The organism is Aeromonas sp. QDB14 (genome assembly GCF_027707845.1).
GTDB lineage: Bacteria > Pseudomonadota > Gammaproteobacteria > Enterobacterales > Aeromonadaceae > Aeromonas > Aeromonas caviae.
On the sequence record NZ_JAPCJD010000012.1, the window covers coordinates 1 to 16,468 of the forward strand.

Sequence of the window (16,468 nt, forward strand, 5' to 3'; positions counted from 1 at the left end):
CAAACTGGCTTTCTGCCTTCGCTACTTGCGCGAGTTATGTGTGGACAGAAAACCAGCATTTTGAGAACACAGCCTAGTACACCCAGTCTTGCAGCCTGTATTCCAAACGGTGCCGTTTTCCCTGGAGGATCAGGGTCTGGGTGGAACCGCTCAGTGTTGCCCCCTCCGTCAGGGTGGCGAGCACGGCCTGCTCTATCAGATCGAGTTCGGGGGGGCAGGCCATGGCGGTGCTGCCGAGGCTGGTGACCCAGAGCTTGTTCCCCTTGAGGTGACCCTGGCCGAAGTAGCGGTTGCAACCGGCGATGCCGTTGACGGTGAAGTGCTCACCGATCTCGATGTCGGGGGGATTGCTGCGGCGGCTGGCGATGGCCTGGCCATCCAGCCGATCGAGCACCCAGTGATGGTGTTGCAGGTCTTGCGAGGCAAAGCGGGGAGCACTGCTGCAGGCGCTGAGCAGAAGCAGGGCGAGCAGCAGTAGCAGGTATCTGGGCATTGAAGGGGCTCCGGTGGTGGGTATGACAAGCATACCCGTCCCCGGGCCCGGGCGGCAGGGCGAGGGGGGAGGAGCCCGACCGCTTCTGTCGCCCCGGGGGAAGAGGGGGTGTCGGCAAATGGCAACACCCGCCCCGAGCGAACCTGTCTACCGGTTGCCCATGGCTCCCCTGGCCGTCTCAGTCCGCAAACAGGCGCTCGGCATAGCGGGCGAGGCCCGAGGCCACCGAACCGAAGTCATCACCCCCCTCCAGCGGTACCTTGGGCAGTTTCTGCTGGATGAAGGCCTTGATGAGGGGGGAGCGGGCACTGCCGCCGGTGACGAAGACCCGGTCAGGCTGCACGCCTGCCGCCAGGATAGCCTCGTCCATCAGCTCGCCAATCTTCTCCAGCAAGGGGGCGGAAGCACTGGCCAGCTGGGGGCGGGTGAGTGCCGCCTCCAGCCCTTTTTCCAGCTCGTTCAGGGTCTGGTGATTGTGCTCGTGGTCGGAGAGGGCGATCTTGCCCTGCTCGGCGCGCCACACCAGTTGATGGCTCAGCTTGTGGGCCCGCAGGCTGGCAAGGCGCGGGAGCTTGCTGCCTGGCTGGCTGTCGAGCTGGAGATCCTGCAACTGACGTGCTGTATCCAGGCTGTAGAAACGGCTCTGGGCACTGACGTCATTGATGGCGGCGGCGTCCCAGAACAGGGGATGAGGCAGTGGCTTGCCGGTCTTGAGGGTCTCGTGCATGCCGAGCAGCGGCATCATGCCCTCCACGGTCAGGCGGATGTCGAAGTCGTTGCCCCCGATGCGCTGGCCGCTGTGACCGAGCAGATCGCCGCTGCGATCCAGCTGGTCACGGTGGCTCGGGCCCATGCGCAGTACGGAGCAGTCGGTGGTCCCGCCCCCGATGTCCACCACCAGCACCACCGCATCCTCGGTGAGGCGCGCTTCGAACTCGAAGCCGGCGGCCACCGGCTCATAGAGGAACTCCACCCGCTCGAACCCGGCGAGGCGTGCCGCCTCGCTCAGGATGGCGATGGCCTGGCGGTTGCTCTCTTCCCCCGCCAGTCCCTGGAAGTTGACCGGTCGGCCGATCACCGCCTGGCGGATGGTGCTGCCCGTCTGCTGCTCCGCCTCCCGGCGCACGTGCAGCATCATGGCGCAGACAATGTCCTCGAACAGGGCGATCTGGGGAGCCTTGAGGCCATAGGCCCCGAGAAAGGATTTGGGGGACTTGATGTAGTAGCCCTCGTCCGGCTCTTCCAGATAGCGCGCCAGCGCCGCACCGCCGAAGCTCAGCTCGTCGATGAGTCCCTCTTCGCGCATCTGGCGGCGCACCGCCTGTGCCCGGGTCACCACGGGACCGCGCAGCTTGAGGTATTCGCTCTGCTGGACGGGGGCCAGCCCTTCGGCCAGGAGGCCGGCGATGGCGTCCCGGTGGGGGGCGTGCAGGGTGGAGGGAAGGTAATGGGAACCGGAGAGGGTCAGCAGCCTGGGGCTGCCCTGTTCCATCACGGCGACGGCACAGTTGGAGGTACCGTAATCAAATCCGATGAACATGCTGGCCAGACTCCTGTACAAAAAAGGGCTGGTAGCCTACCCGATGCCGCCGGGTCTCACAACCCGGCGGCGGGATCAATGGCGTGGCGACAACGCCTCAGGGATCACTCCACTTCGTTGTCAGAGCGGCCCTGGCTCTCGATGGCCTGGATGTTGCTGAGGGTGGTGTCGGCGATGGCGTGCAGTGCCTCCCGGGTCAGGAAGGCCTGGTGGCCGGTGAACAGCACGTTGTGGCAGGCAGACAGGCGGCGGAAGACGTCGTCGGTGATCACCTCGTTGGACTTGTCCTCGAAGAAGAGGTCTTCCTCCTCCTCGTAGACGTCCAGCCCCAGGGCGCCGATGCGGGAGGTCTTGAGGGCCTCGATGGCGGCGTTGGAGTCGAGCAGGCCGCCCCGGCTGGTGTTGATGATCATCACCCCGTCCTTCATCTTGGCGAAGGCCTCCTTGTTCAGCAGGTGATAGTTCTCCTTGAACAGGGGGCAGTGCAGGCTGATGACATCGGACTGACGGAACAGGGTATCGAGATCCACGTACTCGGCGCCCAGATCGATGGCCGCCTGGTTCGGATAGGGATCGCTCACCAGCAGGCGCATGCCGAACCCCTTGAGGATGCGCAAGGTGGCGATGCCGATCTTGCCGGTGCCTATGATGCCGGCGGTGCGGCCATGCATGTTGAAGCCGACCAGCCCCTCCAGGGAGAAGTTGGCGTCCCGGGTGCGCTGATACGCCTTATGGATGCGGCGGTTGAGGGTCATCATCAGGCCCACCGCATGTTCGGCAACGGCCTCGGGGGAGTAGGCAGGCACCCGCACCACCTTGAGTCCCAGCTCCTTGGCGGCGGCCAGATCCACGTTGTTGTAACCGGCGCAGCGCAGGGCGATGACCCTGGTGCCGTACTGCGCCAGCTCGGTCAGCACTTCGCGGTCGGCATCATCGTTGACGAACAGGCAGACCACGGGGAAGCCGTGGGCGAGACGGGCCGTCTTGGCCTCCAGCCGCACGTCGAAGAACTCCAGATCGAAACCGTACTGGGCGTTGGCCTGGTGGAAATGTTCCTTGTCGTAGCTCTTGGTACTGAAAACGGCGACTCTCATGGTGCGCTCTCCGTAGATAATGATGTGGTTAAATTACAACAAATAGTGACCGTCATCACGGGATAAGTGGTGCTGTTTCAACCCCAGGGCATGATGGGGACGGCACTCACTGCACTCTTGTACGAACCATCCACCAACTTGGTGCTGTAAGTCAGATAGACAAGGGCATTGCGCTTCTCGTCGTAAAAACGCACCACCTTCTGCTCCTTGAACACCAGCGAGGTGCTGACGTCGAACACCTCTTCCCCCGCCTTCAGCCTGGCGGGCAGGGTGATGGGGCCGATCTGGTGGCACGAGAGGGAGGCGTGGGAGGGATCCTCCGCCAGCCCGAGTCCGCCCTTGACGCCCCCTGTCTTGGGGCGGGCCAGATAGCAGGCGACACCGGTGATTTTCGGGTCGTCGAACGCTTCCACCAGGATCTTGTGGTTGGGGCCGAGCAGCTTGAAGGCGGTGCTCACCTCGCCGACGGGATCGGCCTTGTCGGCCAGCACCGGGCCGGCCATCAGTGCCCCCAGCAGCAGGGGCAGGGTGCGAGCAAGGGTCTGAAGATGTCTCATGGTCTCTCCTGTTGGCCTCCCTCAGAAGGGGATGCCCAAACGACGATAGAGGCTGGCCAGCACCCAGGCGGGGCCTACCAGCAGAAATTGCAGGTCGGTGAGAAAGGAGGGGCGTTTCCCCTCGATATGGTGACCGACGAACTGGGCTATCCAGAACAGCACGAACCCGATGAGGGCAGGCCACAGCAGCGGCCCCTGCCAGACGTGGCAGAAGGCCAGTCCCAGGGCGGTCAGGGCCGTCATCCCCGTAAAGATCGTCAACGACAGCCGCAGGTAGAAGACCAGCACCGGGATGGCCACCAGCCCCGCCCAGTTGAGGGACGCTGGCAGGGGACCGGCGGGCAGGCACCAGAGCAGTGCCAGGATGCAGAGGTAGATGCCTGGCACCGCCACCTTGTGGATGGCCACATTGACGGGGTGTTGATGGCTCTGGCCGTAGTCGCGAAACCAGTCATCCAGTCGTTTCATGGCACCTCCCTGGTGCGCGTATTGAGGCCGGGCGACCTCGCGTTCCTGTGCGTCTGCGGCGGGCTGCGCCCACCGGATGGGATGACCCGCGGCTGATCACGCTCCCGGCGGCGGATATTCCCAATGCCGGGATACCGTGTCCGTTCATGCTCGCAGCGGTGGATATTCCCAACGTCGGAGACCGTGTCCGCTCATGCTCGCAGCGGTGGATATTCTCAACGCCAGATATCGTGTCCGTTCACGCTCGCAGCGGTGAATATTCCCAACGTCGGAGACCGTGTCTGCTCATGCTCGCAGCGGTGGATATTCTCAACGCCGGATATCGTATCCGTTTACTCCTGCGACGGTGGATATTCCCAATATTGGGCCGGAATGCTTTTGAGCAAGGGGGTCATGTCGGGATTGGGCAGGGCGATGGTAACTCTCTGCTCCAGATTCGCGCTGGCCAGGGCCTCGCGGATCTTGGGGTTCTCCCGAAAGAACGCCATGAAGCTGCCGTCGGCATAGGCACGCTCGAGGCCGGTCTGGATCGCCTTGGCCAGCTTCGGCGACTCCGGGCTGACGAAGAAGAACTCGGCGAAGGGGTAGCGGATCAGCAGGTGCTGATCGATCACCAGGTTGGGATATTGTGCCGCCAGCTCGCTGCGTTCGGCGAAGATTTCCACCAGGCCACGAGGGAAGAAATCCAGCTTGTCGCCGTCATTCATCAGGCGAAACAGGTTGCTGTAGCGCCCGGCATAGGTGGGAATGCCTGCCAGTTCCAGGATCTTGTTGTCGGCCCAGCCCACCCCCTGGGCGGCTTTCAGTTTCTTGAGGTCTGCCAGGGTGTTGATCTGGTTGAACCGCTCCTGGGCATCGGCGTGGATGAAGGAGAGGCGCAGCCCTTCCAGGCCACGAAACAGCGGGATTGGCACTGCGGTGATGGAGGATTCCAGCGCGCTGGAGGTACCTATCCAGAACACATTGATGACCTTGCCCTTGGCAAGCGCCTGCTGGAGGCTGTACTGGTTGAGATTGAGGTCGACCCGCTCCAGCTTGTAGGGCTGCCCGGCGTGGTTGAGCGCCAGTTCCAGCAGCTTGAGCTGGTATTCGTTGTCGAGATCGTTGATCGGTCGGCTGGGGACCTTGACGGTGAGCGTCTGTGCTTGTGCCAGCAATGGCAGGCACAAGCACAGCCTGATGAGCCATTTCACGCTTTGATCTCCTGTAGGATCCGGGACTTGCCCGGAGTCTAACAGAAGTTGTCACGCTCTTGCTGTGAAAGGGGCCGGGGATCACCCGGCCGCGTCATCTTCGGGCGTGGCCTGCCCTGTGCCCGCCTCGTACCGAGGCCGGGCTTGTTCGCCGCATCAGGCGACGCGACGGAACACGTGAGTGTCGTTGAATTCCTTGGTGCTCTGGCATTCAACACAGAAGCGGGACTCGGGACGGGCCTGCAGCCGCTTGAGAGAGATCTCGTCGCCACAGGATTCGCAATAGCCGAAATCCCCTTCATTGATCCGCTTCAACGCCCCTTTCAGCTTGCGCAGGTGCAACTTGTCGTGCTCGATGCGGTTCAGCTCCAGGCGACGGGCCTCCTCGACACTGGCACGGTCAATTTCATCCGCCATCTCGTTGGTATCGGTGGCGATAGCCTGGCTGGCCTGGGAGTTGAGACGTTCTTCGAGCTCAAGGATTTGTCGCTCGATCTGGCCTTTGTAGAAGGTCAGTTGGTCTTCTGTCATGAAATCACACATACGGTTTGCTACCAGTCAGTTTCCCAATGTTACCCATTGATGGGGGCTGTCTGTCGTCAGACCAAGCCCTTGTATCCTGTTTTGCACCAAATCCATGCAGGAGAGTGCAAATCAGGGCGGGCCTTGTACCAAAAAAATGCAGACATGCAAAGGAAATTGGATAAGGAGTGTGCGCCCTTGCAAAGAAATGGGCCTTCTCCGACAGGGTCTGACTGAGTATCGAACGAGATCCCGCCGCCGTTGGCATCGAGCTTGCAGTGGGCTGATCGTGACACAAAGTGTTTAGTATTTGGTGCCGCGCTGGTCATTATACAGGCCGTTGTTTATAGTTTTTTAAACACCGTTGCTTGACAAAGGCCTTTATCACGGGCTTTTATGGTGTGGTCGATTACATTTTCTTAACAAGGGTGTTCCTTATATTAGACACCCTTGACAATGGCAACCGTAAAGTCGGGGTTTAACATGGACAGTATCAAGGGCTGGATGGAGAGCAATCGCATCACGGAAGTGGAGTGCCTGTTTCCGGATTTCACCGGCAATGCCCGAGGCAAGATCATTCCAGCCAACAAGTTTCTGCGCGAGGGGGGCATGCGGCTGCCCGAGGTCATCTTCACCCAGACGGTGACCGGCGAGTACCCGGATGACGACAGCATGATAGACCCGCTGGAGCGGGACATGCAGCTCTATCCCGATCCCAACACCATTCGTTTCGTACCCTGGGCGCTGGAGCCCACCGCCCAGGTGATCCACGACTGCTTTGACGTCAACGGCAAGCTCATCGACATCGCTCCCCGCTCCGTGCTGCGCCGGGTTCTGTCATTCTACGAGAAGCAGGGCTGGAAGCCGGTGGTGGCGCCGGAGCTGGAGTTCTACCTGGTGACCCGCAACGAAGATCCCGACTATCCGTTGGTGCCGCCGGTGGGCCGCAACGGCCGCCCGGAAACGGCCCGCCAGTCGTTCAGCATCGATGCGGTGAACGAATTCGACCCCATCTTCGAGGACATGTACGACTACTGCGAGGCCCAGGAGCTGGAGGTGGACACCCTGATCCACGAATCCGGTGCCGCCCAGATGGAGATCAACTTCCTGCACGGGGATGCCATCGATCTCGCCGACCAGGTGTTTCTGTTCAAGCGCACCATGCGCGAGGCCGCCCATCGCCACGGCATCTATGCCACCTTCATGGCCAAGCCCATGAGCAACGAACCGGGTTCCGCCATGCACATCCACCAGAGCCTGGAAGACATGGATGGCAACAACCTGTTTGGTACCAGCGAAGGGGGCAACTCCGATCTGTTCATGCACTTCATCGCCGGCCTGCAGAAATACACCCCGGCAGTGACCGCCCTGCTGGCGCCGAACGTCAACTCCTACCGCCGCCTCACCTTTGGCGAGAGTGCGCCGCGCAACGTGCAGTGGGGTGTGGAAAACCGCACCTGCGGCCTGCGGGTCCCCTTCTCCGAACCGAGTGCACGCCGGGTCGAGAACCGCTTCGCCGGGGCCGATGCCAACCCGTATCTGGCCCTGGCCGCCACCCTGGCCTGCGGCTACCTCGGCATGCTGGAGAAGCTCGAACCCATGCAGGAGATGAAGGCGAGTGCCTATGACCTGCCCTACAGCCTGCCCCGCTCGCTGGAGGAATCGCTGAGCCACCTGGAGCAGTGTGAACCCATCAAGGACATGCTGGGGGAGCGCTTCATCCGCGCCTTCGTGGCCGTCAAACGCAAGGAGTACGAGACCTATTTCGGCGTGATCAGCCGCTGGGAACGGGAATTCCTGCTGCTGAACGTCTGATCTGTCCCCGGGGGAGGCGAGGCCTCTCCCCGTCATATCGCAAGCAAGGGGCCGAAGGCCCGCCTCGCGGCGGCGCCCGCGACCCGGAAGGCACCGAGTATAGGTGAGGCCCGCTCCCGCAATGGAGAGGGGCGTCACCTGCAATCAACTGGCGACGATGTTCGCCCCATGGAAAGGCATCGAGCAGGCAAGAGAGCGCCAGCCCCGTGAATGGCAGTGACCGGGCAGGCCACCCGCGCCCTCATGAATGGCGACAAGATTCGCCGAATCGAAGGAACCGAGGAGCAAGCAATGCAGCACACCACCCGTGAGTGGCAGCAACTGGAAGCCAGCCATCATCTGCATCCGTTTACCGATTTTCAGGCCCTGAACAAGAAGGGCAGTCGCATCATCACCAAGGCCGAAGGCGTCTATCTGGAAGACTCCGAAGGCAAGCGCATTCTGGACGGGATGGCGGGTCTGTGGTGCGTCAACATGGGCTACGGCCGTCAGGAGCTGGTGGATGCCGCCACTCGCCAGATGCAGCAACTGCCCTACTACAACCTCTTCTTCCAGACCAGCCACCCCCCTGCTGCCGAGCTGGCCACCCTGCTGGCCGAGATCACCCCTTCCCACCTCAACCACGTCTTCTTCACCGGCTCGGGTTCCGAGTGCAACGACACCGTGCTGCGCATGGTGCGCCACTACTGGGCCAGCAAGGGACAACCTGACAAGCAGGTGATCATCAGCCGCCACAATGCCTATCACGGCTCCACCGTGGCGGGGGCCAGTCTGGGCGGCATGAAGGGGATGCACGCCCAGGGCGGCTTGCCCATTCCGGGCATAGTACACATCGACCAGCCCTATCACTTCGGTGAGGGAGAGGGCATGAGCGCCCACGAGTTCGGTCTGGCCCGTGCCCGCCAGCTGGAAGAGAAGATCCTGGCACTGGGGGTGGACAAGGTGGCCGCCTTCATCGGCGAGCCTATCCAGGGTGCGGGGGGGGTCATCATTCCCCCCGAGAGCTACTGGCCCGAGATCCAGCGCATCTGCGACCAGTACGGCATCCTGCTTATCGCCGACGAGGTGATCTGCGGCTTTGGCCGCACCGGTCACTGGTTTGCCAGTGAAGGTTTTGGCATCAAACCCGACCTCATGTGCCTGGCCAAGGGCATTACCTCCGGCTATCTGCCGATGGGCGCCGTGATGGTGGGGGACAGGGTTGCCAGGGTGCTGGTGGAAGAGGGGGGCGAGTTCAACCATGGCTTCACCTATTCCGGCCATCCGGTCGCCTGCGCCGTGGCCATTGCCAACATCCAGCTTATGCAAAGGGAGAGCATAGTTAAGCGAGTTCATGATAGTATCGGCCCCTATTTGCAGCGCCGCTGGGCTGAGCTGGCGGACCATCCGCTGGTGGGGGAAACCCGTGGAAAAGGCCTGGTCGCCGCGCTGGAAATAGTGCAGGACAAGCAGACGAAACGTCGCTTCCCGGCCGAGCTCCATGCCGGGATGACCTGTCGGGAGTTCTGTTTTAACAATGGCTTGGTGATGAGGGCTGTCGGCGATACCATGATCATATCGCCCCCCTTGGTGATCACCGAGGAACAGGTGGATGAATTGGTCAAACTGGCCAGGCTCAGTCTGGACCTGACGGCTGCAAAGCTGCGGGAATAGGCGGGAACCGGGCAGGTTGGCTTACGCATACAATTTGCTTAGGAGACAAGGACTATGTCTTTTAAAAAGGGAATGATGGCTGCTTCCGTGGCGCTGGTCATGATGAGTACCGGGGCGATGGCCGACGAGAAGGTGCTGCACGTCTACAACTGGAGCGACTACATCGCGCCGGATACGCTGGAAAACTTCCAGAAGGAGACGGGCATCAAGGTGGTCTACGACGTGTTCGACAGCAACGAAGTGCTGGAAGCCAAGTTGCTGGCAGGCAAGTCGGGCTATGACATCGTCGTACCGTCCAACCCCTTCTTGGCCAAGCAGATCAAGGCAGGTGTCTTCCAGAAGCTGGACAAGTCCAAACTCTCCAACTGGCAGAACCTGGACGTCGACCTGCTCAAGGCGCTCGAACCGAGCGATCCGGGCAACCAATACTCCATCCCTTACCTGTGGGGCACCATCGGCTATGCCTACAACGCCGAGAAGGTGAAGGCCGTGCTGGGGGCCGATGCCCCGGTGGACTCCTGGGATCTGGTGTTCAAGCCGGAGAACATGGCCAAGCTGAAGGAGTGCGGTGTCTCCTTCCTCGACTCGCCGACCGAAATGCTGCCGGCCGCCCTGCAATACCTGGGCTTCAAGCCGGACAGCCAGAAGCCGGATGAGCTGAAGAAGGCAGAGGAGCTGTTCCTCTCCATCCGTCCCTATACCGCCTATTTCCACTCCTCCAAGTACATTTCGGATCTGGCCAACGGCAACCTGTGCGTGGCAGTGGGTTACTCCGGTGACCTGCAGCAGTCCAAGGCGCGTGCCGCCGAGGCCAAGAACGGTGTCAGCCTGACTTACACCATTCCGAAAGAGGGGGCAGGCAGCTTCTTCGACATGATCGCCATCCCGGCGGATGCCAAGAACGTCGAGGCGGCCCACACCTTCATCAATTACCTGATGAAGCCGGACGTGATCGCGAACATCACCAACGTGGTGCAGTTCCCGAACGGCAACAAGGCGGCCACGCCGCTGGTGGACGAGGCGATCCGTACCGACCCGGGTATCTACCCGACGCCGGATACCCTCAAGAAGATCTACACCTTCCCGGATCTGCCGGCCAAGGTGCAGCGTCTGATGACCCGCAGCTGGACCAAGATCAAGTCAGGCAAGTAAGAGTGACGAGTACCCCTCCCGGTCCGCAGTTCGGCCGGGAGGGTGGTGACCACCCGACAGGTTGGACGGCGCGTATGGATGCGCGACTGGCAAAATCACACAAATGAGGACTGATAAGTGCACATGACCAAGATGGCAACGCTGGCCCTGACCCTGGGGTTTGCAAATCTGACCCAGGCAGCCCCTGTGGTTCATTTTTACAACTGGTCCGATTATATCGGCGAGACCACCCTCAGTGACTTTCAGCAGAAGACCGGGATCAAGACCGTCTACGACGTGTTTGACTCCAACGAGACGCTGGAAGGCAAGCTGCTGACCGGACGCACCGGCTACGATCTGGTCGTGCCCTCCAACAATTTCCTGGCCAAGCAGATCAAGGCGGGGGCCTTCCAGAAGCTGGACCTCACCCTGCTGCCAAACCTGAGCAACCTGGACCCCTTGCTGCTCAAGCAGCTCGAGAAGGTGGATCCGGGCCATCAGTACGCCGTGCCCTACCTCTGGGGTACCAACGGCATCGGCTACAACGTCGACAAGATCAAGGAAGTGCTGGGTGTCGACAAGATTGACTCCTGGGCGACCATCTTCGAGCCGGAAAACATGAAGAAGCTCTCCCAGTGCGGCGTGGCCTTCCTCGATTCGGCGGACGAGATGATCCCGGCTGCCCTCAACTACCTTGGGCTCAACCCCAACAGCCATGAGCCGGCGGACATCAAGCGGGCCGAAGAGCAGCTGCTCAAGGTGCGCCCCTATGTGGCCTACTTCCACTCCTCCAAGTACATCGGTGACCTCGCCAACGGCAACATCTGCGTGGCGGCGGGTTTCTCCGGCGACATCCTGCAGGCGGCGTCCCGGGCCGAGGAGGCGGGCAAGGGGATCAATATTGCCTACAGCATCCCCAAGGAGGGTGGCAATCTCTGGTTCGACATGATGGCGATCCCGGCCGATGCCACCAACGTGAAAGAGGCTCACGCCCTGATCAACTACATTCTCGAACCGCAGGTCATCGCCAAGGTGAGCGACTATGTGGGTTACGCGAACCCGAACATCAAGGCGGGAGAGTTCATGGACAAGGCCGTGCGCGAGGACGAGTCAGTCTATCCCCCCCAGGCGGTGCTTGAGCGTCTGTATGTGCAGGAAGCACATCCCCGTTCGGTGCAGCGCCTGATCACCCGGAGTTGGACCAAGATCAAATCCGGAACCTAACCTTGGCGCCCATCCCGGGGCGCCAGATTGTATTGATGGATCGGCCCAGGCCGGAATCACCTTTGGGAGTTTGGTAATGGCGATAGCCTCCAGTGCCTACAAGAAAGCCCTCGAGGGCAGCCAGCAGCGTAAAGAAGTGCTGGTCAAAATAGACAGGGTAAGCAAGCAGTTCGACGAAACGCTGGCGGTCGACAACGTGTCTCTCAACATCCACAAGGGCGAGATCTTCGCCCTGCTGGGTGGGTCCGGCTCCGGCAAGTCCACCTTGCTGCGGATGCTGGCCGGGTTCGAGCGACCCACGGAAGGACGGCTGTTCCTCGACGGCGTCGACATTACCGACATGCCGCCCTATGAACGCCCCATCAACATGATGTTCCAGTCCTATGCCCTGTTCCCCCACATGACGGTGGCCCAGAACATCGCCTTCGGCCTCAAGCAGGATGGCCTGCCCAAGGCGGAGATCGATGCCCGGGTGGAAGAGATGCTCAAGCTGGTGCAGATGACCCAGTACGCCCGTCGCAAGCCGCACCAGCTCTCCGGTGGTCAGCGTCAGCGGGTGGCCCTGGCCCGTTCCCTGGCCAAGCGTCCCAAGCTGCTGCTGCTGGACGAGCCCATGGGGGCGCTGGACAAGAAGCTGCGCTCCACCATGCAGCTCGAGCTGGTCGAGATCATCGAGCGGGTGGGCGTGACCTGCGTCATGGTGACCCACGATCAGGAAGAAGCCATGACCATGGCCGAGCGGATCGCCATCATGCACCTCGGTTGCATCGAGCAGATCGGCAGCCCGATGGACATCTACGAGACCCCGGCCAGCCGGCTGGTGTGCGAGTTCATCGGCAACGTCAACCTGTTTGACGGCCTGCTGGTGGAGGATGAGCAGGACCACGCCATCATCGCCTGTGCGGATCTGGAGCAGCCCATCTATGTGGGTCACGGCATCAGCTCTCGGGCGGAGAACAAGAAGGTCACCTATGCCCTGCGTCCGGAAAAACTGCTGATGAGCCTGCAAAAGCCGGAAGAGATCGAGCATCCGGACTTCAACTGGACCAAGGGCGAGGTTTATGACATCGCCTATCTGGGCGGCCATTCCGTGTATCACATCCAGTTGCCCTCGGGCAAAATCGTTCAGGCTTTCATCGCCAATGCCGAACGCCACGGCAAACGGCCGACCTGGGATGACCAGGTGTTCCTCTACTGGGAAGATGACAGCGGCGTGGTGCTGCAATCATGAAGGCATTGAGACGACTCAAACAGGTGGGAGGGCGGCAGCTGGTCATCGGCATCCCCTTCTTCTGGCTGTTCCTCTTCTTCCTGCTGCCCTTCATCATCGTCGTGAAGATCAGCTTCGCCGAAGCGGACGTGGCCATCCCGCCCTACACGGACGTGGTGAGCTGGGCAGACAATCAGCTCACCATACTGCTCAACCTGGGCAACTACCTGCTGCTGCAGGAGGATGAGCTCTACATCGCGGCTTATCTGGGGTCCCTCAAGATAGCCCTGGTCAGCACCCTGCTCTGCCTGTTGATCGGTTATCCCATGGCTTACGCCATTTCGCGGGCCAACAAGGAGACCCAGACCGTTCTGCTGCTGCTCATCATGATGCCGACCTGGACGGCGATCCTGATCCGGGTCTACGCCTGGATGGGGATCCTCAGCAACAACGGCCTGCTCAACAGCGTCCTGCTGGGCATCGGGGTGATCGACGAACCGCTGCAGATCCTCAATACCAACCTGGCGGTCTATATCGGCATCGTTTACTCCTACCTGCCGTTCATGGTGCTGCCGCTTTATGCCAACCTGGTCAAGCACGACCAGAGCCTGCTGGAGGCGGCCTCCGATCTGGGTGCCCGCAACCTGACCCGGTTCTGGCAGATCACGGTGCCACTCTCCAAGAACGGCATCATCGCCGGTTGCATGCTGGTCTTCATCCCGGTGGTGGGCGAGTTCGTCATCCCCGAGATGCTGGGTGGCCCGGAGACCCTGATGATCGGCAAGGTGTTGTGGCAGGAGTTCTTCAACAACCGTGACTGGCCGGTGGCCTCCGCCCTGGCGGTGGTGATGCTGGCGGTTCTGATCATTCCCATCATCCTGTTCAACCGCAACCAGGCCAAAGAGCTGGAGGGCAAGGCATGAGACGTTTCGGTTTTGCCAAGCTGATGCTGTGGCTGGGGCTGCTGTTCATCTACCTGCCAATGATCATCATGGTCATCTACTCCTTCAACGCCTCCAAGCTGGTGACGGTGTGGGGGGGCTGGTCGCTCAAGTGGTACTTCGGCCTGCTCGACAACAAACAGTTGATCGGGTCCGTGTTCCGCTCCCTGGAGATCGCCTTCTACACTGCCATCGCGGCGGTGGCGCTGGGGACGGTGGCGGCCTTCGTGCTGACCCGGATCCCTCACTTCCGTGGCCGGACCCTGTTCGGCGGCATGGTGACGGCGCCGCTGGTGATGCCCGAGGTGATCACCGGTCTCTCCCTGCTGCTGCTGTTCGTGGCCATGGCCCAGCTGGTGGGTTGGCCCGCGGAGCGGGGCATGCTGACCATCTGGATAGCACATACCACCTTCTGTACCGCCTATGTGGCGATCGTGGTGTCGGCGCGGCTGCGGGAGCTGGATCTCTCCATTGAGGAGGCGGCCATGGACCTGGGTGCCAAGCCGTGGAAGGTGTTCTTCCTGATCACCATCCCGATGATCGCCCCGTCGCTGGCGGCGGGTGGCATGATGTCGTTTGCCCTGTCGCTGGATGACCTGGTGCTGGCGAGCTTCGTCTCCGGCCCGGGTTCGACCACCTTGCCGATGGAGGTGTTCTCGGCGGTGCGTCTCGGCGTGAAGCCCGAGATCAACGCCATCGCGAGTCTGATCCTGCTGTCGGTATCCCTGTTCACCTTCGGTAGCTGGTATCTGATGGCCCGGGCGGAGAAACGCCGCCGTGCCGAAATCGCCATGACCACCCAGATGCAGGCAGTTGCCTGACCTGCCCCGTGATAAGATCCGTATTCCCCCATCCGTCAGGAGAATGGAATGCGGATCTCCCTCTTCATCGGCCAGAGTGCTGAACTGAACCCAGAGCAGGCCCCTGGTCTCATCAGTGCCATCCACAAGCAGCCTGCCGACGCCCCTCTGTGGTGCGATTTCCTCGGCCTTCGCGGGGATGAGCAGAGCGACAGACGCCATCATGGCGGCCCGGATCGGGCCCTGCACCATTACCCTGTGGAGCACTACGCCTGGTGGAAAACCTGGCAAACCGCTCTGGGACTGCCTGTACCACGCACACCCTGGCAGCCTGCCGCCTTTGGCGAGAATCTCTCTGGTTCGGGGCTGACGGAGGCGCAGGCCTGCATTGGCGATGTCTATCGACTTGGGGAGGCGCTGATCCAGATAAGCCAGCCCAGATCCCCCTGTTTCAAGCTCAACCAGCGCTTTGGCTATGGCCAGCTCTCCCAGGTGATGCAGCTGAGTGGTCGCTGTGGCTGGCTGCTGCGGGTGCTGGAAGAGGGAAGGGTGGATCCGCAGGGGGAGCTGACACTGGTGGACAGACCCTACCCTGAGCTGACGGTGAAGCGCACCGCCGATATCCTGTTCAACCAGGCCCGCAATGAGGACGATCTGCAACTGCTGCTGGAGAACCCGGCGCTCTCTCCCAACTGGCGCCAGCATGCGGCCCATTGGCTTGAACATGGTGTGGTGGCGGATTGGAGCCGGCGTTTGCTGGGGCCGACCGAGTTCAGGTTGCCTCGACAGGGCTGAAGGCAGGCGGAAAGATACCTTGCGGCGTTTTTTACTGCGACTCGCTGAATTATTGAGCGTAAAGCCATTTTTTTAGAGTGAATGCAAAAAAAGGCTTGTGTCGGGTCGGGGCTTTCGGTAAATTCTCGCCCCGCAGACATCGGTGTGTAGCGCAGCTTGGTAGCGCACTTCGTTCGGGACGAAGGGGTCGGAGGTTCGAATCCTCTCACACCGACCACATTTGAAAAGGCCGCTCAATGAGCGGCCTTTTCGCATTTGGTTTGTTGAAGCAAAGCTGACATTTCCATTGTCGATTGCTTCTACTGCTCCGATCTCCCTCATTTGCCCAACTAAAAGGGCCACCGCTCGGTGGCCCCACTGGTGGAGTCTGATCCTGACTCCGGCACTCTAGATTGTGACAATCTCGTTATGGGTCTTGTCGATGGTGCCCTCCTTGCGCCCCAGGCGCTCATTCAGATATGCCAGTGTTGATGCCGCAATGCCTTGAAACCGTGTTGGGTTTGCAGGGCCGCATGCTTGGGGTACTCACTAATGAAATGTGCTATTCCCTCCATCAGTTGTGAACGCAGCGAAGACACGGGCTCATGCCAGGCTTGCAGGCAGAGATGACCAGGGATCAGCTGCTCTCGATACGCTTCCAGCAGTGATTCCGGCCAGGGCTCGATATGGGAATCGTGACGCAGTAAATAGTGGGCGGCGGGTTCACGGGCATAGATGAACTGAACTTGGGCCAGGTCGCGTTGGCTTAGCGTTTGGCTGCCGATATGGCAAGTCAGATATTTCCCCGTCTTCAGATTCAGGAAGTGACCGCGTTGCCGACAGGCAATGATGCGATACCAGGGTAGGGGTGAACAGAGAGAATACCCCTCCAGCTCCTGTTCCAACCAGTGACGGCACTCTGGGGTCTGCACTTCTTCGCGCATGGCCTCAAGTCGTGTCAGCAAGGCTCTGGATGGTTGGGTAGCCAGTATCGCGCTCATCGTCTGCAATCCTCCCTCTGCACAGAATCCCGACTTTCAGTATGGACCCTGA

16 protein-coding genes and 1 tRNA gene are annotated in these 16,468 nt (G+C 61.0%); 9 read left to right on the forward strand and 8 right to left on the reverse strand.

What is annotated here, in order from left to right:
* Positions 1 to 73: 73 nt before the first annotated feature.
* The 7 genes from PG887_RS05970 to PG887_RS06000 all read right to left on the reverse strand — a co-directional run bounded on the left by PG887_RS05970 (position 74) and on the right by PG887_RS06000 (position 5,888).
* Complete coding sequence (locus PG887_RS05970; RefSeq protein ID WP_010676067.1) at positions 74 to 493, reverse strand: META domain-containing protein; 420 nt, start codon at positions 491 to 493, stop codon at positions 74 to 76.
* A 178-nt stretch (positions 494 to 671) separates the two neighbouring features.
* On the reverse strand, positions 672 to 2,033 hold the full coding sequence (gene yegD / locus PG887_RS05975) for a molecular chaperone (protein ID WP_042878606.1): 1,362 nt from the start codon (positions 2,031 to 2,033) through the stop codon (positions 672 to 674).
* 104 nt (positions 2,034 to 2,137) lie between these two features.
* Entirely contained in the window at positions 2,138 to 3,127 is a 990-nt protein-coding gene (locus tag PG887_RS05980) for a 2-hydroxyacid dehydrogenase (protein ID WP_042878605.1), read from the reverse strand.
* 77 nt (positions 3,128 to 3,204) lie between these two features.
* Positions 3,205 to 3,684, reverse strand: a complete 480-nt coding sequence (locus PG887_RS05985) for a CreA family protein (protein ID WP_045522868.1) — start codon at positions 3,682 to 3,684, stop codon at positions 3,205 to 3,207.
* 21 nt (positions 3,685 to 3,705) lie between these two features.
* Positions 3,706 to 4,152 (reverse strand): Mpo1 family 2-hydroxy fatty acid dioxygenase, encoded by a 447-nt coding sequence (locus PG887_RS05990; RefSeq protein WP_042864753.1) that lies wholly within the window; start codon positions 4,150 to 4,152, stop codon positions 3,706 to 3,708.
* A gap of 332 nt (positions 4,153 to 4,484) precedes the next feature.
* Positions 4,485 to 5,345 carry a hypothetical protein gene (locus tag PG887_RS05995; RefSeq protein ID WP_270821338.1) on the reverse strand — a complete coding sequence of 287 codons (861 nt, stop codon included), beginning with the start codon at positions 5,343 to 5,345 and terminating at the stop codon, positions 4,485 to 4,487.
* Positions 5,346 to 5,501: 156 nt separating this feature from the next.
* Positions 5,502 to 5,888, reverse strand: a complete 387-nt coding sequence (locus PG887_RS06000; protein ID WP_010676061.1) for a TraR/DksA family transcriptional regulator — start codon at positions 5,886 to 5,888, stop codon at positions 5,502 to 5,504.
* Between the two features lie 462 nt (positions 5,889 to 6,350).
* Here PG887_RS06000 and PG887_RS06005 point away from each other — a divergent pair, with 462 nt between their 5' ends.
* From PG887_RS06005 to PG887_RS06045, 9 genes are all read left to right on the forward strand, one after another.
* On the forward strand, positions 6,351 to 7,682 hold the full coding sequence (locus PG887_RS06005; protein ID WP_010676060.1) for a glutamine synthetase family protein: 1,332 nt from the start codon (positions 6,351 to 6,353) through the stop codon (positions 7,680 to 7,682).
* 291 nt (positions 7,683 to 7,973) lie between these two features.
* The gene (locus tag PG887_RS06010) at positions 7,974 to 9,335 is read left to right on the forward strand and encodes an aspartate aminotransferase family protein (RefSeq protein WP_010676059.1); all 1,362 of its coding nucleotides are present in this window, start codon (positions 7,974 to 7,976) and stop codon (positions 9,333 to 9,335) included.
* 54 nt (positions 9,336 to 9,389) lie between these two features.
* Complete coding sequence (locus PG887_RS06015; RefSeq protein WP_039039663.1) at positions 9,390 to 10,487, forward strand: polyamine ABC transporter substrate-binding protein; 1,098 nt, start codon at positions 9,390 to 9,392, stop codon at positions 10,485 to 10,487.
* Positions 10,488 to 10,610: 123 nt separating this feature from the next.
* Positions 10,611 to 11,690 (forward strand): polyamine ABC transporter substrate-binding protein, encoded by a 1,080-nt coding sequence (locus PG887_RS06020; protein ID WP_221436323.1) that lies wholly within the window; start codon positions 10,611 to 10,613, stop codon positions 11,688 to 11,690.
* A 76-nt stretch (positions 11,691 to 11,766) separates the two neighbouring features.
* The gene (gene potA / locus PG887_RS06025; RefSeq protein ID WP_010676056.1) at positions 11,767 to 12,921 is read left to right on the forward strand and encodes a polyamine ABC transporter ATP-binding protein; all 1,155 of its coding nucleotides are present in this window, start codon (positions 11,767 to 11,769) and stop codon (positions 12,919 to 12,921) included.
* A complete protein-coding gene (locus tag PG887_RS06030; protein ID WP_010676055.1) occupies positions 12,918 to 13,823 on the forward strand; it encodes an ABC transporter permease subunit in 906 nt (301 codons plus the stop codon). The genes potA and PG887_RS06030 overlap by 4 nt, the downstream gene beginning before the upstream one ends.
* On the forward strand, positions 13,820 to 14,662 hold the full coding sequence (locus PG887_RS06035) for an ABC transporter permease subunit (RefSeq protein ID WP_010676054.1): 843 nt from the start codon (positions 13,820 to 13,822) through the stop codon (positions 14,660 to 14,662). Before PG887_RS06030 ends, PG887_RS06035 begins: the two co-directional genes overlap by 4 nt.
* A 48-nt stretch (positions 14,663 to 14,710) precedes the next feature.
* The gene (locus tag PG887_RS06040) at positions 14,711 to 15,436 is read left to right on the forward strand and encodes an MOSC domain-containing protein (protein WP_069784939.1); all 726 of its coding nucleotides are present in this window, start codon (positions 14,711 to 14,713) and stop codon (positions 15,434 to 15,436) included.
* 140 nt (positions 15,437 to 15,576) lie between these two features.
* Positions 15,577 to 15,653: transfer RNA gene (locus PG887_RS06045), tRNA-Pro, on the forward strand.
* Between the two features lie 235 nt (positions 15,654 to 15,888).
* Here the strand turns inward: PG887_RS06045 and PG887_RS06050 are convergent.
* The gene (locus PG887_RS06050; protein WP_010676052.1) at positions 15,889 to 16,416 is read right to left on the reverse strand and encodes an AbiTii domain-containing protein; all 528 of its coding nucleotides are present in this window, start codon (positions 16,414 to 16,416) and stop codon (positions 15,889 to 15,891) included.
* Between the last annotated feature and the right edge of the window lie 52 nt (positions 16,417 to 16,468).

Bases quoted from the DNA above. Each gene is read 5' to 3' on its own strand.
- PG887_RS06040 (WP_069784939.1), top strand. From the start codon at position 14,711: ATGCGGATCTCCCTCTTCATCGGCCAGAGTGCTGAACTGAACCCAGAG.
- PG887_RS06015 (WP_039039663.1), top strand. From the start codon at position 9,390: ATGTCTTTTAAAAAGGGAATGATGGCTGCTTCCGTGGCGCTGGTCATG.
- PG887_RS06050 (WP_010676052.1), bottom strand. From the start codon at position 16,416: ATGAGCGCGATACTGGCTACCCAACCATCCAGAGCCTTGCTGACACGA.
- PG887_RS05985 (WP_045522868.1), bottom strand. From the start codon at position 3,684: ATGAGACATCTTCAGACCCTTGCTCGCACCCTGCCCCTGCTGCTGGGG.
- PG887_RS06030 (WP_010676055.1), top strand. From the start codon at position 12,918: ATGAAGGCATTGAGACGACTCAAACAGGTGGGAGGGCGGCAGCTGGTC.
- PG887_RS06005 (WP_010676060.1), top strand. From the start codon at position 6,351: ATGGACAGTATCAAGGGCTGGATGGAGAGCAATCGCATCACGGAAGTG.
- PG887_RS05980 (WP_042878605.1), bottom strand. From the start codon at position 3,127: ATGAGAGTCGCCGTTTTCAGTACCAAGAGCTACGACAAGGAACATTTC.
- PG887_RS06010 (WP_010676059.1), top strand. From the start codon at position 7,974: ATGCAGCACACCACCCGTGAGTGGCAGCAACTGGAAGCCAGCCATCAT.
- PG887_RS06035 (WP_010676054.1), top strand. From the start codon at position 13,820: ATGAGACGTTTCGGTTTTGCCAAGCTGATGCTGTGGCTGGGGCTGCTG.
- yegD (WP_042878606.1), bottom strand. From the start codon at position 2,033: ATGTTCATCGGATTTGATTACGGTACCTCCAACTGTGCCGTCGCCGTG.
- PG887_RS06020 (WP_221436323.1), top strand. From the start codon at position 10,611: ATGACCAAGATGGCAACGCTGGCCCTGACCCTGGGGTTTGCAAATCTG.
- PG887_RS06000 (WP_010676061.1), bottom strand. From the start codon at position 5,888: ATGTGTGATTTCATGACAGAAGACCAACTGACCTTCTACAAAGGCCAG.
- PG887_RS05990 (WP_042864753.1), bottom strand. From the start codon at position 4,152: ATGAAACGACTGGATGACTGGTTTCGCGACTACGGCCAGAGCCATCAA.
- PG887_RS05970 (WP_010676067.1), bottom strand. From the start codon at position 493: ATGCCCAGATACCTGCTACTGCTGCTCGCCCTGCTTCTGCTCAGCGCC.
- potA (WP_010676056.1), top strand. From the start codon at position 11,767: ATGGCGATAGCCTCCAGTGCCTACAAGAAAGCCCTCGAGGGCAGCCAG.